Origin of the sequence: Streptomyces sp. NPDC005181 (genome assembly GCF_040608395.1) — a bacterium.
Taxonomy (GTDB): Bacteria; Actinomycetota; Actinomycetes; order Streptomycetales; family Streptomycetaceae; genus Streptomyces.
Window position 1 is genome coordinate 1 of sequence record NZ_JBEXID010000127.1, and the last position, 13,831, is coordinate 13,831.

The 13,831-nt window shown below is 68.1% G+C and carries 14 protein-coding genes, 5 tRNA genes and 1 pseudogene; 15 read left to right on the top strand and 5 right to left on the bottom strand.

Going from position 1 to position 13,831, the window contains the following annotated elements:
* Positions 1–2,235, bottom strand: a 2,235-nt coding sequence (locus ABZV38_RS36570; protein ID WP_356332765.1) for a nitrate- and nitrite sensing domain-containing protein, incomplete at its 3' end; no start/stop codon positions are given.
* Positions 2,236–2,814: 579 nt separating this feature from the next.
* Here ABZV38_RS36570 and ABZV38_RS36575 point away from each other — a divergent pair.
* From ABZV38_RS36575 to ABZV38_RS36615, 9 genes are all read left to right on the top strand, one after another.
* On the top strand, positions 2,815–3,003 hold the full coding sequence (locus ABZV38_RS36575; RefSeq protein ID WP_356332767.1) for a hypothetical protein: 189 nt from the start codon (positions 2,815–2,817) through the stop codon (positions 3,001–3,003).
* 82 nt (positions 3,004–3,085) lie between these two features.
* Positions 3,086–3,871, top strand: coding sequence for a fumarylacetoacetate hydrolase family protein (locus ABZV38_RS36580; protein ID WP_356332769.1), 786 nt, complete (start codon positions 3,086–3,088; stop codon positions 3,869–3,871).
* Positions 3,864–5,375 (top strand): glutamate--tRNA ligase, encoded by a 1,512-nt coding sequence (gltX, locus tag ABZV38_RS36585; RefSeq protein WP_356332771.1) that lies wholly within the window; start codon positions 3,864–3,866, stop codon positions 5,373–5,375. Before ABZV38_RS36580 ends, gltX begins: the two co-directional genes overlap by 8 nt.
* Before the next feature lie 97 nt (positions 5,376–5,472).
* Positions 5,473–6,192: an HAD family hydrolase gene (locus ABZV38_RS36590; protein WP_356332773.1), complete on the top strand. Its 720-nt coding sequence runs from the start codon at positions 5,473–5,475 to the stop codon at positions 6,190–6,192.
* Between the two features lie 87 nt (positions 6,193–6,279).
* Positions 6,280–6,351: transfer RNA gene (locus tag ABZV38_RS36595), tRNA-Gln, on the top strand.
* Between the two features lie 25 nt (positions 6,352–6,376).
* A tRNA-Glu gene (locus tag ABZV38_RS36600) sits at positions 6,377–6,449 on the top strand.
* 60 nt (positions 6,450–6,509) lie between these two features.
* Positions 6,510–6,582, top strand: a tRNA-Glu gene (locus tag ABZV38_RS36605).
* Positions 6,583–6,594: 12 nt separating this feature from the next.
* Positions 6,595–6,666, top strand: a tRNA-Gln gene (locus ABZV38_RS36610).
* Positions 6,667–6,684: 18 nt separating this feature from the next.
* Positions 6,685–6,757, top strand: a tRNA-Glu gene (locus tag ABZV38_RS36615).
* A gap of 89 nt (positions 6,758–6,846) precedes the next feature.
* Here the strand turns inward: ABZV38_RS36615 and ABZV38_RS36620 are convergent.
* Entirely contained in the window at positions 6,847–7,488 is a 642-nt protein-coding gene (locus ABZV38_RS36620) for a MerR family transcriptional regulator (RefSeq protein ID WP_356332775.1), read from the bottom strand.
* Between the two features lie 100 nt (positions 7,489–7,588).
* Between ABZV38_RS36620 and ABZV38_RS36625 the strand changes: the two genes are divergently transcribed.
* Positions 7,589–8,095 carry a DUF4188 domain-containing protein gene (locus ABZV38_RS36625; RefSeq protein ID WP_356332777.1) on the top strand — a complete coding sequence of 169 codons (507 nt, stop codon included), beginning with the start codon at positions 7,589–7,591 and terminating at the stop codon, positions 8,093–8,095.
* Between the two features lie 55 nt (positions 8,096–8,150).
* On the opposite strand, the gene ndgR is transcribed toward ABZV38_RS36625, so the two are convergent.
* Positions 8,151–8,867 carry an IclR family transcriptional regulator NdgR gene (ndgR, locus tag ABZV38_RS36630; protein ID WP_072487274.1) on the bottom strand — a complete coding sequence of 239 codons (717 nt, stop codon included), beginning with the start codon at positions 8,865–8,867 and terminating at the stop codon, positions 8,151–8,153.
* Positions 8,868–9,041: 174 nt separating this feature from the next.
* Between ndgR and leuC the strand changes: the two genes are divergently transcribed.
* The 4 genes from leuC to ABZV38_RS36650 all read left to right on the top strand — a co-directional run bounded on the left by leuC (position 9,042) and on the right by ABZV38_RS36650 (position 12,209).
* A complete protein-coding gene (gene leuC, locus ABZV38_RS36635; RefSeq protein WP_356332779.1) occupies positions 9,042–10,466 on the top strand; it encodes a 3-isopropylmalate dehydratase large subunit in 1,425 nt (474 codons plus the stop codon).
* A gap of 5 nt (positions 10,467–10,471) precedes the next feature.
* Positions 10,472–11,065, top strand: a complete 594-nt coding sequence (gene leuD, locus ABZV38_RS36640; RefSeq protein WP_356332781.1) for a 3-isopropylmalate dehydratase small subunit — start codon at positions 10,472–10,474, stop codon at positions 11,063–11,065.
* A 104-nt stretch (positions 11,066–11,169) separates the two neighbouring features.
* On the top strand, positions 11,170–11,397 hold the full coding sequence (locus tag ABZV38_RS36645) for a hypothetical protein (RefSeq protein ID WP_266924228.1): 228 nt from the start codon (positions 11,170–11,172) through the stop codon (positions 11,395–11,397).
* A 143-nt stretch (positions 11,398–11,540) separates the two neighbouring features.
* Positions 11,541–12,209: an HU family DNA-binding protein gene (locus ABZV38_RS36650; protein WP_356332783.1), complete on the top strand. Its 669-nt coding sequence runs from the start codon at positions 11,541–11,543 to the stop codon at positions 12,207–12,209.
* Between the two features lie 120 nt (positions 12,210–12,329).
* On the opposite strand, the gene ABZV38_RS36655 is transcribed toward ABZV38_RS36650, so the two are convergent.
* Entirely contained in the window at positions 12,330–12,533 is a 204-nt protein-coding gene (locus ABZV38_RS36655) for a hypothetical protein (protein WP_267001434.1), read from the bottom strand.
* Positions 12,534–12,543: 10 nt separating this feature from the next.
* On the bottom strand, positions 12,544–13,227 hold the full coding sequence (cofC, locus tag ABZV38_RS36660; protein WP_356332786.1) for a 2-phospho-L-lactate guanylyltransferase: 684 nt from the start codon (positions 13,225–13,227) through the stop codon (positions 12,544–12,546).
* A gap of 150 nt (positions 13,228–13,377) precedes the next feature.
* On the opposite strand from cofC, the pseudogene ABZV38_RS36665 reads away from it, so the two are divergent.
* Positions 13,378–13,740: pseudogene (locus tag ABZV38_RS36665) on the top strand (lysophospholipid acyltransferase family protein); the annotation flags it as partial.
* Between the last annotated feature and the right edge of the window lie 91 nt (positions 13,741–13,831).

Sequence of the window (13,831 nt, forward strand, 5' to 3'; positions counted from 1 at the left end):
CGTCGGCACCACCTCACCGGCAACGGCGCCGTTGCCGGCGGCGCGCTGCTGACCCGCGGCCGGCTTCGGTGCCGGCTGCTTGCCGCCGTGCGCGACGTCGACAGGGAGCATGACCAGCGCGGTCGTGCCACCGGAGTCGGACGGCCGCAGCTGGATCCGGATGCCGTGACGCAGAGACAGCCGGCCGACCACGAACAGACCCATGCGGCGCGAGACCGAGACATCCACGGTGGGCGGCGAAGCGAGCCGCTCGTTGATCGCCGCGAGGTCCTCGGGAGAGAGGCCGATACCGGTGTCATGGATCTCCACGAGCACCCGGCCGTCGGGCAGTGCGTGACCGGTGACCCGGACCTTCGTCTGCGGCGAGGAGAACGACGTCGCGTTCTCCAGCAGCTCGGCGAGCAGGTGCACGAGGTCGTTGACCACACGGCCGGCGACCTCGGTGGCGGGCACCGCGGCCAGTTCGATGCGTTCGTACTGCTCCACCTCGGAGGCGGCGGCACGCAGGACGTCGACCAGCGGGACGGGGCGGGTCCACCGGCGGCCCGGCTCCTCGCCCGCGAGGACGAGGAGGTTTTCGCCGTTACGGCGCATACGGGTCGCGAGGTGGTCGAGCTTGAAGAGGGACGACAGCTGGTCCGGGTCGGCCTCGCGCGACTCCAGTTCGGAGATGAGCGAGAGCTGACGCTGGATGAGACCCTGCGAACGCCGCGAGAGGTTGGTGAACATCGCGTTGACGTTGCCTCGCAGCAACGCCTGCTCGGCGGCGAGGCGGACGGCCTCGCGGTGCACGTCGTCGAAGGCCGCGGCCACCTGGCCGATCTCGTCACGGGAGTGCAGACCGACCGACTCGACCGAGGTGTCGACGTCCTGCGGGTCCGCCTCGGAGAGCTGCTTGACGAGCTCCGGCAGACGGTCCTGGGCGACCCGGGTCGCGGTGTCCTGCAGCCGCCGCAGCGAGCGGATCATGGACCGGGCCACGACGAAGGCGCCGACCAGCGAGACACCGAGCACCAGCAGGATGAGCGCACCGCTGATGATGGCTTCGCGCTTCGACTCGTCGCGGAGCTCGCGGGCCTTGCCCTCCATGTCGCTGAGGAGGGTCTCCTCGATGGTCTTCATCGCCTGGATCTTGATGGAGCTCTGGTCGTACCAGTCCAAGTACGAACGCGGCGTCGTGCCCCCCATGCCGGTGGGGCTGCCGAGCACCTTCTGTGCGTAGGCGTCGGCGGCCTTGATCTCCGGGTTGCCGTTCTCCAGCGTCGCCGTCAGTTCCTCGGCGTTCTGTCCCGTGGCCGTGTAGGTCACGCTGAACGACCTCAGCGCCAGGGTCTCCTTCTTGAGAGCGGCGCGGCCGAACTGACGGTCGTTCGGGTCGAGGTGCGATGCCTTCTTCTCACTGTTCGGCAGTGCGGCGGAGATGACCGCCCGCTGCACCGAGGCGTACTCCTTGGCGGAGGAGAAGGCCGCCAGGGCACGGGTCCGCTTGATCATCTCGGGGTTGCTGGTCGCCTGCGCCATGTCCTGCGAGAGGCTCAGCAGCGAAGTGATCAGCTGGCTGTACGCGTCGATGGTCTGAAGGCTCGGGCTGCCCTTCGTGTACGCGCCCTTGCGGATGTCGCGGATCTGTCCGAGCTGGCTGGAGATCTGCCGGACGCTCGAGGTGATGCCCTCGAGAGCCTCGTCGCCATCGGTGTTGCCGATCGCGTTCGTCGCATCGAAGAACGCGACCTTCGCCCGGTCGGTCTTCTTGCGCGGCTCGGTGATCTTGAAGTCGGTGGCCTTGACCCCGTTGGCCAGCGGACCGGCCGACCGGTCGCGCTCCTCCTGGAGCGCCTGGGCGAGCGTGGTCGCCTGCTTGGTCATCTCGGTGAGCAGCTGCATGTGGTCCAGCTGCTGTATGTCGTTCATGGAGTCGTTGATGCGCAGACCACCCAGGCTGGTCGCGGCGACTACAGGAAGGGCGAGCAGCGAGACCAGGCGCGTACTGATGCGCCAGTTGCGAAGAGCGATTCGCGAGCCCGTGTTGATGGGGCCCCGGGGCTTGAGTGAAGTGATCGGATCGGCGCTGCCGCTGCTCGCCGTGACAGCCGAGCGCGGGGCGCGCTGGCTGCTGTCGCCGGCCGCGGCCGGTCCGGGGTTCTGGGCGTGCTGGGGCGAGGAACCGCGGTCGGTCCCGCCGTGCGGCTCCTGTTCCGCCGCAGCGCTGCCATCCCTCTTGAAACGTCCCTGCACTAGCGTCGCAACCTCTGGACCAGGCGTCCCTCCCCGCGTAGACGGGCGGGACGGTGTCGGCGTCGTGGGGCGTTTTCCCGCCCCATGGTGGTCGTGAGTGACCGGCGCTCTTCCCCCTCCCGCCGCCACTCGGCGCTGCGTTGCGCCCCTGCGCGCCGGCCTGAAACCCGCGGCGGTGCGTGGAATTCCAGCACAGTGCCGGATCTCCAACAAGGCCCCCGCGTCACACCGTGACCGGAGTGACACGCTGTGATGGATGGGTGACAAGTCGTGGAGAGTGTTCAGGGGCAAACCGGTTCATCGCGGGCGGATGAGGTGGGGGTGAGGGGTGTCCCAGTCGACATGATCAGGAGCGGAATGATTCATTCAGTGATGCAATGTCCGTTTCCTGGATCAAGGTCGAGCGCCCGTAATGGGGCAATTGTCGACAGCTTCGTGAGGAAACTCACATGATGATCGTCGTCTCTTCCGGGGATCCGGAGGGAATTGGATGTTTAGCCTGAGGCTTTACAGGGATGGCGAATCCGACAACCGGCGCCCCTCCGGGCGGCGCCCGTACCGACAGGGTCCTGACGGCAGATGAAGACGACGATGATGTTCCGCAACATTGCCAACCCCCGGCGCACCACGCTGGCGCACCTCAAGGACGCCGAAGTGCTGCAGACGCCGGAACAGCCGGAGCACGCCGTCGAACTGCCGACGCAGACGGCCAACCCGCGTCGCACCATCCTGATGGATGCCCCGGCCATGGCCGCCACCGCGGAGTAATACGCGCGATTGTCCCCCTCACCCGCGTTAGCCTGGGGCGTCAGTCTTCAGCCAGCCAGCAAGTGAGGGGCGACAGCATCCCGTGCGCATCGCCAGGTTCTCCATCGACGGCAATGTCGCCTTCGGCGCGGTTGAGGGCGACGGCACCGTCGACTCCGGTGACCTCGTCCTCGACATCATCAAGGGCATTCCGTACGCCGACTTCGAGCTCTCCGGCACCAAGGTCCCGCTGAGCAAGGTCCGGCTGCTGCCGCCCGTGCTGCCCAACAAGGTCGTGGCCATCGGCCGCAACTATGCGGAACACGCCGCAGAACTCGGCAACGAGGTCCCGGACGTGCCGGTCGCCTTCTTCAAGCCCACCACGTCGGTGATCGGCTCCGGGGACGCCATCGAGTACCCCTCCTTCTCCAACGAAGTGCACTACGAAGCCGAGCTGGCCGTGGTCATCGGCCGGATGTGCCGCGAAGTGCCGCGTGAGCGCGTCAAGGACGTCATCTTCGGCTACACCTGCGCCAATGACGTCACCGCCCGTGATGCCCAGAAGCGTGAGAAGCAGTGGGCGCGGGCCAAGGGCTTCGACACGTCCTGCCCGCTCGGCCCCTGGGTGGAGACCGACCTCGACCCCAGCGACCTCACCATTCAGGCCACGGTCAACGGTGAGCAACGTCAACTGGGCCGTACGAGCGAAATGATCCGCTCCATCGAGGACCTGGTCGTCCACATCACGGAGGCCATGACGCTGCTCCCGGGCGATGTGATCCTCACCGGCACTCCGGCAGGGGTCGGACCCCTGCAGGTCGGCGACGAGGTCGCCGTCTCCATCGAAGGCATCGGCACTCTCACCAACAAGGTGATCAAGCGTGGCTAACACGAACTCCCCCAAGCTCTCGACTTCGCTCGAGCAGGGGGTACCCCCCCGCGTACGTTTCTGTCCCTCCCCGACCGGCAACCCCCATGTGGGCCTGGTCCGCACCGCCCTCTTCAACTGGGCCTTCGCCCGGCACCACGGCGGCGCCCTGGTCTTCCGTATCGAGGACACCGACGCGGCCCGCGACTCCGAGGAGTCCTACAACCAGCTGCTCGACTCGATGCGCTGGCTCGGCTTCGACTGGGACGAGGGCCCCGAGGTCGGCGGCCCGCACGCCCCGTACCGGCAGTCGCAGCGCATGGACATCTATAAGGATGTCGCCGAGAAGCTCCTCACCGGCGGGTACGCGTACCACTGCTACTGCACCACCGAGGAGCTCGACACCCGCCGCGACGCCGCCCGCGCCGCCGGCAAGCCGTCCGGCTACGACGGCCACTGCCGTGACCTCACGGCCGAGCAGATCGCCGGGTACGAGGCCGAGGGCCGGACGTCCATCGTCCGCTTCCGGATGCCCGACGAGGCGCTCACCTTCACGGACCTGGTCCGCGGCGAGCTGACCTTCCAGCCGGAGAACGTGCCGGACTACGGCATCGTCCGGGCCAACGGCGCCCCGCTCTACACGCTGGTCAATCCGGTCGACGACGCGTTGATGGAGATCACCCACGTCCTGCGCGGCGAGGACCTGCTCTCCTCCACCCCGCGCCAGCTCGCCCTCTACAAGGCGCTGATCGAGCTGGGCATCGCCAAGGAGACCCCTGTCTTCGGGCATCTGCCGTACGTCATGGGCGAGGGCAACAAGAAGCTGTCCAAGCGCGACCCGCAGGCCTCGCTCAACCTCTACCGCGAGCGCGGCTTCCTCCCCGAGGGTCTGCTCAACTACCTCTCCCTGCTGGGCTGGTCGATCGCCGAGGACCGCGACATCTTCTCCATCGAGGAGATGGTGGCCGCGTTCGACATCAAGGACGTCAACGCCAACCCGGCGCGCTTCGACCTGAAGAAGTGCGAGCACGTCAACGCCGAGCACATCCGCATGCTCGACGTGAAGGCCTTCACCGAGGCGTGCGGCCCCTGGCTGAAGGCCCCGTTCGCCCCGTGGTCCCCGGAGTCCTTCGACGCGGACCAGTTCGCGGCGATCGCCCCGTACGCCCAGACCCGCGTCACGGTCCTCTCCGACATCACGGCCAACGTCGACTTCCTCTTCCTCGACGAGCCGGTCGAGGACGAGGCGTCCTGGACCAAGGCCATGAAGGAGGGCTCCGACGCCCTGCTCGTCACCGCCCGCGCCAAGCTGGCCGATGCCGAGTGGAACGCCGAGGCGCTGAAGAACGCCGTCCTCGCCGCCGGCGAGGAGCACGGCCTGAAGCTCGGCAAGGCCCAGGCCCCGGTCCGCGTCGCCGTCACCGGCCGCACGATCGGTCTGCCGCTCTTCGAGTCCCTGGAGATCCTGGGCCGCGAGAAGACGCTGGCCCGGATCGACGCGGCTCTCGCCAAGCTGACTGCGTAAGCGCCGCCCGTACGCCTGGAGGGGGCGGTCACCGGTTCATTCCGGCGGCCGCCCCCTTCCGCGTGGCCGAGCCCCCGCTGAGCGGTAGCGTGGCCCCATGCCGATCCGAGCCGTGATCTGGGACATCGACGACACGATCTTCGACTACACGGGCGCCGATCGCGTCGGTATGCGCAGACATCTGGCGAGCGAGGGTCTGCCCGGCGGATACGCGTCCGTCGAGGAGGCCCTCGACGCATGGCGGGCCATCACCGACGTGCAGTGGGCGCGTTTCGCCGCGGGGGAGACCGACTTCCAGGGGCAGCGCCGGGACCGGGTCCGTACGTTCCTCGGACGGCTGCTGACGGACGCGGAGGCCGACGAATGGTTCGGCCGGCACATCACCCACTACGAGGCCGCCTGGTCGCTCTTCCCGGACGCCGTGCCGGCTCTGGATCTGCTGACCGACCGCTACCGGCACGCCGTCCTGTCGAATTCCAGCATCACCAACCAGGACCGCAAACTGCGCGTTCTCGGCGTGCGGGACCGCTTCGAGGCCGTGGTGTGCGCGGTGGAGCTCGGCATCTCCAAGCCCGAGGCCGGAGCGTTCCACGCCGCCTGCGACGCGCTCGGGCTGGCGCCGCAGGACGTCGTGTACGTCGGCGACCACCCGGACATCGACGCAGGCGGGGCGGTGGCGGCCGGGCTGAAGGGGGTCTGGCTGGACCGGGACGGGCGTGGTGGACGGCCCGAGCTGGTCCGCATCACCGGCCTTGATCAGCTCCCCGGACTGCTGGCGGGCCATACCCGTTTTGGAGCGCCGGACACCTTCAGGTAATGTTCTTCCTGCGCCGCCCGAGCGGGCCGAAAGATCCGGCCGGGAAGCGCAAGCCGAACAAAATCCCCTCTGGGGGTTGAGTTTTGGTGGGCTATGGTGTAATTGGCAACACTACGGTTTCTGGTACCGTCATTCTAGGTTCGAGTCCTGGTAGCCCAGCGCAGAGCTTCATCTGTAACAACACGCCCCCGTTGTGTAGCGGCCTAGCACGCTGCCCTCTCACGGCAGTAGCGCCGGTTCGAATCCGGTCGGGGGTACAGATCCTTCCCGCGAGATCATCTGGGTCGCACCCACGATCTCGATGCAGGATCGCTAGGGCCCCCGTTGTGTAGCGGCCTAGCACGCTGCCCTCTCACGGCAGTAGCGCCGGTTCGAATCCGGTCGGGGGTACTTGCAACACCATGGGCTATGGTGTAATTGGCAACACTACGGTTTCTGGTACCGTCATTCTAGGTTCGAGTCCTGGTAGCCCAGCGCACCATGCAGCATCATGCCCCCGTTGTGTAGCGGCCTAGCACGCTGCCCTCTCACGGCAGTAGCGCCGGTTCGAATCCGGTCGGGGGTACAACAGCTCAGAAAACCAAGGGCCCTTCACTTCGGTGAAGGGCCCTTGGTCGTATGTCCGGGGCCCGTTGTCCACGGGCTCCGCTCTGTTCAGAGGCCGTACCGCCGGGCCGACTCCTCCTCCTGGGCCAGCCTGCGCAGCGCCAGCAGCAGCGGTTCGTAGAGCACCACCGAGGCGACCGCCATCTCCACCTGCTCCGCGCCCGCCGGATACGACTCCATCATGTCCAGGTCGTGGACGGCGACTTGCTCCATGAGACGGGCCTGCTCCGCCAAGTACTCGATGTCACAGGGGTAGCCGAGCCGGATGAGGGTGGCCATCGACGCGACCAGTGCGCGATGCACGGGGTCCAGTGAGCCGAGATCCTGGACGAACGCCCAGCCGAGCCGGTCGAGAAGCCGGTCGGCCTCGTGGCGCGCGACGGCCGTCTCCGGAGCCTCCTCGTCCGGCTCGGGGCCATGCGGCAAGGACCACAGCGCCGCGCCGAGGCGGATCGTCCGGCCGAGGGACTCGTCATCGACATGTGCCAGTACGTCGCGGGCCGTTGCCACCGGAAGGCGGCCGACCTGGATCAGCGCCCGCACCAGTCGCAGCCGGCGCAGATGGCTCTCGTCGTACTCGGCCCGGGTCGCGCTGACGCGTTCACCGGGCGGCAGCAGCCCCTCACGCAGGTAGTACTTGATCGTCGCGGTCGTCACGCCGCTCTGCTTGCTCAGTTCCGACAGTCGCATGTCCGGTGCCTTCCCTTGCGCCACCCCTTGGGCAGTGCCACTATCCAATCATTGGATAGTGGCGCTCTCCAATGATCGGCCACGAGACAGGGGAAACCGCATGTGTGCGAAGCCGATACCGGGACGGACGACCGCGGCTGCTGAGGGGGAGGTGGTCGTGCTGCTCATCGGGATGCGCATCAACCACTTCTGGGGCGTGCACCACTGGCTGCCGGTCCTCGCCGCAATGCCGCGCATGCTGCGGGAGTTGAGCCGGGACAGGAGTCGTGGACTGCTCGGCTACACGCTGCTGACCGGATCGCCGAGGACGTACTACGTCGTCCAGTACTGGGAGTCGAAGGAGAAGCTGTACGCGTACGCGAGCGCTCCCGACATGTTCCACCGCAAGGCCTGGGCGATGATGAACCGCGAGGAGAAGAAGTCCCGGCAGCATGTGGGGCTGTGGCACGAGACGTACATCGCACCCGAGGGGGCGTACGAATCGATCTACGCCGATATGCCGCCGTACGGACTGGCTGCGGTGACCGGTGTGTTGCCCGTCGAGGGGCGGGGCCGTCGCGCGGCGGACCGTCTTGCGCACCGCTCGTCCGCGGAGCGGAAGGGCTGAGTGGGGCCGCCACGACGCTGGGGCGGCCTTTCGGATCAGGGGAAAAACGAGTACGTCAGCCGTTGCGGCGCAGGGCCTCGCTCAGCCGCGCGGCCGAGTCGATGACCGCCTGGGCGTGCATCCGGCCCGGGTGACGGGTCAGCCGCTCGATCGGTCCGGAGACCGAGACGGCGGCGACCACCCGGTTCGACGGCCCGCGCACCGGCGCCGAGACCGAGGCGACGCCCGGCTCCCGCTCGCCGATCGACTGGGCCCAGCCCCGCCGCCGGACGCCGGAGAGCGCCGTCGCCGTGAAGCGGGCGCCCTGGAGGCCGCGGTGCAGGCGCTCCGGCTCCTCCCAGGCCATCAGGATCTGGGCCGACGAGCCGGCCTTCATGGTGAGCGTGGAGCCGACCGGCACGGTGTCTCGCAATCCGGACAGCCGCTCCGCGGCCGCCACGCAGATCCGCATCTCGCCCTGTCGTCGGTAGAGCTGCGCGCTCTCCCCGGTGATGTCACGCAGGTGTGTGAGCACCGGGCCGGCCGTCGCCAGCAGGCGGTCCTCGCCGGCCGCAGCCGCGAGCTCCGCCAGCCGCGGGCCGAGGATGAAACGGCCCTGCATGTCCCTCGCCACCATCCGGTGGTGTTCCAGTGCCACGGCCAGCCGATGGGCCGTGGGCCGTGCGAGCCCGGTCGCCGCGACCAGCCCGGCGAGGGTGGCCGGACCGGACTCCAGGGCGCTCAATACCAGAGCTGCCTTGTCGAGAACGCCGACGCCGCTAGAGTTGTCCATACGACGATACTCGCGTCTCACTCTGTGAAACGCAAGTTCAATTTTCGGCAGAAGTTGCGAACCTGTAGGGGCGGCCACACAAAGGCCCGTAGCCACCGCCCCGCACGGGGGTCCGGACGGCGGCGCACCGAATCTCTAGTTGGGCCGGCGAAGACGCCGGCCGGAGGGAAAGCGATGGGTAGGACACTCGCGGAGAAGGTCTGGGACGACCATGTCGTCCGGCGCGCCGAAGGTGAGCCCGACCTCCTCTTCATCGATCTGCACCTGCTGCACGAGGTGACCAGCCCCCAGGCCTTCGACGGCCTCCGTCAGGCCGGACGCCGGGTGCGGCGCCTCGACCTCACCATCGCCACCGAGGATCACAACACCCCGACCCTCGACATCGACAAGCCCATCGCCGACCCGGTCTCCCGTGCCCAGTTGGAGACGCTGCGCAAGAACTGCGCGGAGTTCGGCGTACGGCTGCACCCGCTGGGCGACGTCGAGCAGGGCGTCGTGCACGTGGTCGGCCCCCAGCTGGGGCTGACCCAGCCCGGCACCACGGTCGTCTGCGGCGACTCCCACACCTCCACACACGGTGCGTTCGGCGCGCTGGCGTTCGGTATCGGCACCAGCCAGGTCGAGCACGTGCTGGCCACCCAGACGCTGCCGCTGGCCCGTCCGAAGACGATGGCGATCACCATCGACGGCGAACTGCCCGACGATGTGACGGCCAAGGACCTGATCCTCGCGATCATCGCCCGGATCGGCACCGGCGGCGGCCAGGGCTACATCCTCGAATACCGCGGCTCCGCCATCGAGAAGCTCTCGATGGAAGCCCGGATGACCATCTGCAACATGTCGATCGAGGCGGGCGCCCGGGCCGGCATGATCGCCCCGGACGAGACCACGTTCGACTACCTGAAGGGCCGCGACCACGCTCCGCAGGGCGAGGACTGGGACGCCGCCGTCGCGTACTGGAAGACGCTGCGCACGGACGACGACGCGGTCTTCGACGCCGAGGTCGTCATCGGCGCCGCAGAACTGGCCCCGTTCGTCACCTGGGGTACCAACCCCGGCCAGGGTGCGCCCCTGTCGGCGAACGTCCCCGACCCTGCTTCGTACGAGGACACCTCGGAGCGGAACGCCGCCGAAAAGGCCCTGGAATACATGGGGTTGACCGCCGGGCAGCCGCTGCGCGAGATCAATGTCGACACCGTCTTCGTAGGCTCCTGCACCAACGGCCGCATCGAGGACCTGCGTAACGCCGCCTCGATCCTGGACGGCCGCAAAGTCGCCGACGGCGTACGGATGCTGGTCGTCCCCGGCTCGGTCCGGGTCGCCCTGCAGGCCGTCGAGGAGGGCCTGGACAAGGTCTTCACCGCGGCCGGCGCCGAATGGCGGCACGCGGGTTGCTCGATGTGCCTCGGTATGAACCCCGACCAGCTGGCCCCCGGCGAGCGCTCCGCCTCGACCTCGAACCGTAACTTCGAGGGCCGGCAGGGCAAGGGTGGCCGTACCCACCTGGTCTCCCCGCAGGTCGCCGCCGCCACCGCCGTGCTGGGCCACCTGGCCTCGCCGGCCGACCTGTCCGACGCCCGTACGTCCGCCGGAGTCTGAGAATCATGGAAGCTTTCATCGCACACACCGGCCGGGCCGTCCCGCTGCGCCGCAGCAACGTCGACACCGACCAGATCATCCCCGCCCACTGGCTGAAGAAGGTCACCCGCGACGGCTTCGAGGACGGACTCTTCGAGGCCTGGCGCAAGGACGAGAACTTCGTCCTCAACCGCCCTGAGCGGGACGGCGCCACGGTCCTGGTGGCGGGTCCCGACTTCGGTACCGGGTCGTCCCGCGAGCACGCCGTCTGGGCCCTGCAGAACTACGGTTTCAAGGCCGTCATCTCCTCCCGGTTCGCCGACATCTTCCGCGGCAACTCGCTGAAGAACGGCCTGCTGACCGTCGTACTCGACCAGAAGGTGGTCGACGCGCTCTGGGAGCTGACCGAGGCCGACCCGAAGGCCGAGATCACCGTCGACCTGGAGGCGCGCCAGGTCCGCGCCGAGGGCATCACCGCCGACTTCGAGCTCGACGAGAACGCCCGCTGGCGACTGCTGAACGGGCTGGACGACATCAGCCTCACCCTTCAGAACGAAGCGGACATCGCGACTTATGAGGCGGCAAGGCCGACCTACAAGCCGCGTACAATTAACGCCTGAGCAGCGCGTTTCCAGTACTACGCCCTCTGCCTTCTGGTAGAGGGCGCAGTCGCTTGTTGAGACCCCGTCGGGCGACAACTCGCCCCAGATGGCACAATCGGTGCATGGAACGCGACAGCCAACTCAAGCTTTACGGCCAAGTCGCCGACCGATTGAAGGAAGCGCACGCAAGAGTGCGCGCACTGCAAGTCCCGGAGGGCGTAAGGATGGCGCTGTCCCGGAAGCTGCTGGTCGTCACGGCCGCGGCGAAGCACGATCTACCGGATGCGGCAAGGCGTCTGGACCGGTTGATGAAGGACCTCGATGAGGGCCGATTCCCCGAAGGTGACTGACTCTGCGGAACTGCGCAGCGGTCGACTTCGTTGCGGCACTAGGGTGATTAGCCCGTTTCGTGTTTGATTTGCGGTATATATCTGCCTAACGTGCGAAAACGCTTGAACGCATTCGTTCTGGCAATGTCTCCGAAGGGGAAGACGTGAACAAGGCGCAGCTCGTAGAAGCGATTGCCGACAAGGTCGGCGGCCGCCAGCAGGCCGCAGACGCTGTCGACGCGGTACTCGACGCGATCGTCCGTGCCGTTGTCGCCGGGGACCGTGTCTCGGTCACCGGCTTCGGCTCGTTCGAGAAGGTCGACCGCCCGGCCCGCTACGCCCGCAACCCGCAGACGGGTGAGCGCGTGCGGGTCAAGAAGACCTCGGTGCCCCGCTTCCGCGCGGGACAGGGCTTCAAGGACCTGGTGAGCGGCTCGAAGAAGCTCCCCAAGCACGATGTGGCCGTGAAGAAGGCGCCCAAGGGCAGCCTCTCGGGTGGTGCCTCCACCCGTACGACCACCAAGGCTGCCGCCAAGAAGGCCACCGCCAAGAAGGCCACGGCGAAGAAGGTCACCGCCAAGAAGGCCGTGGCCGCGGCGAAGACCACCGCCGTCAAGAAGACCGCCGCGAAGAAGACCACCGCGGCGGCCAAGAAGACCACCGCGCCCGCGAAGAAGACCACGGCCGCGGCGGCGAAGAAGACCACGGCCGTCAAGAAGGCCGTCGCCAGCAAGACCGCGCCCGCCAAGAAGGCCACAGCGAAGAAGGCGCCCGCGAAGAAGACCACGGCGCGCAAGACCACGGCCAAGAAGGCCGTCGCACGAAAGAAGTGAGACCGAGCAGCGCAGGGCTACTCATACGCGCCGGGCCGGGCTCCCCACGGGGAGCCCGGCCCGCGGGCTGTTCGGGGGTCCGGCGCGCTGCCGGACGGGGCCCGGTGATCCGAGGCGCCTTCAGAACGTCTGCAGCGTCACCAGGGTGATCCGCCGGTCCGCGCCCTCGCCCGTGACCTCGATCCGCACCCGCTGCCCGGGGCGCAGCAGCCGCAGGCCGCCCGCGTCGAAGGCCGGGGCGTCGAATTCCACCGGGGTGCCGTCGTCGAGCAGCACACTGCCGGTGCGGGTCTCGGGGTCGTACGTGTACGAGGTCGCCTGCATGAACGGCAGCCTATCGGTCCCGCGCGGGCACGCCCGCGGCCCAGTGGTCCGCCGTGTGCGGGCCCACCCCGAGGCGCACGGCCGCCCGCAGATCGTCGCCGGTGTCCACGTCCTGGCGGACCGAATCGATACCGGCCGACGTGATTTCTACCGCACCGGAGGAAAGATGCCGGGCCCTGGACGGGCCACCGAAAGCCGGACGCAATTCCACCCCGGATGAAGCCGAAAGAAATGTGGTGCCGATTCCCGTCGCATCCGTAACAAATGCGCGGGGAAATTCGGCTGCGAAATCGAGAGCCCGGGCCAATTCCGCGGGGCGCAGTGCGGGCAGATCGGCGTTGAGCGCTGCGACCGCTGCGGCGGGCCGCCGGTCGCGCACCGCCCGCTCGCCGTGGACCAGTGCGGCGTTGAGCCCGGCGGCCGGTTCGTCGGGAACGGTGCGCGCCCCGAGCGCCGCGAGTGCGGCCGCGGCCGCCGGGTCGTCCGTGACGACCACCACATCCCGTACGGCCCGGCAGGACATGGCCGCAGCCACGGTGTCCTGGGCGAAGGCCAGGGCGAGCCGGGGGCGCAGCAGGACGCCGGCCGCCCGTGTCAGCCTGCTCTTGCCTTGTGCCAGCGGCTTCAACGGGACGACCAGGGACCACAGGCCGTTCGGGTCGGTGTTCGTGGCGATCTCCCCCTCGATGCACATCGCCGTTCATTCTCGCCTGCCGGTGCGACAACCCGGAGCGTCGGTCCCGGAGGCGGGGCGTACGGTGTTCTCGACAGAGCAGGGGCCTGGGGCCAGAATTGGCCGCCCACGGCCAGGCAGCACGTCAGGTCCGTAGAGGAAGGTGTCCGAGTGTCCCGCCGCAGAATCGGCTTCTGGTACCGCCTGGCGGCGGCCATCGCAAAACCGCCGCTGGTGGTTCTGTTCAAGCGTGACTGGCGGGGAATGGAGCACATCCCGGCCGACGGCGGATTCATCACTGCGGTCAACCACAACTCGTATCTGGACCCGCTTTCCTATGGTCACTTCCAGTACAACACCGGCCGGGTGCCGCGGCTTCTCGCCAAGGCGGGGCTCTTCAAGACCCCCTTTGTCGGAATGATGCTGCGCGGCACCGGACAGATCCCTGTGTACCGCGAGACGACCAATGCGCTGGATGCTTTCCGGGCCGCCGTCGACGCCATCGAGCGCGGTGAATGCGTCGCCTTCTACCCGGTACTACAGCCGGTGTTGTCACGGTGAGTGTTCTCGTTGGCGGTAGTGGCTGATGCGGGCTTGTGTCTGGTGGCGGCGTCGCCAGCGGTTC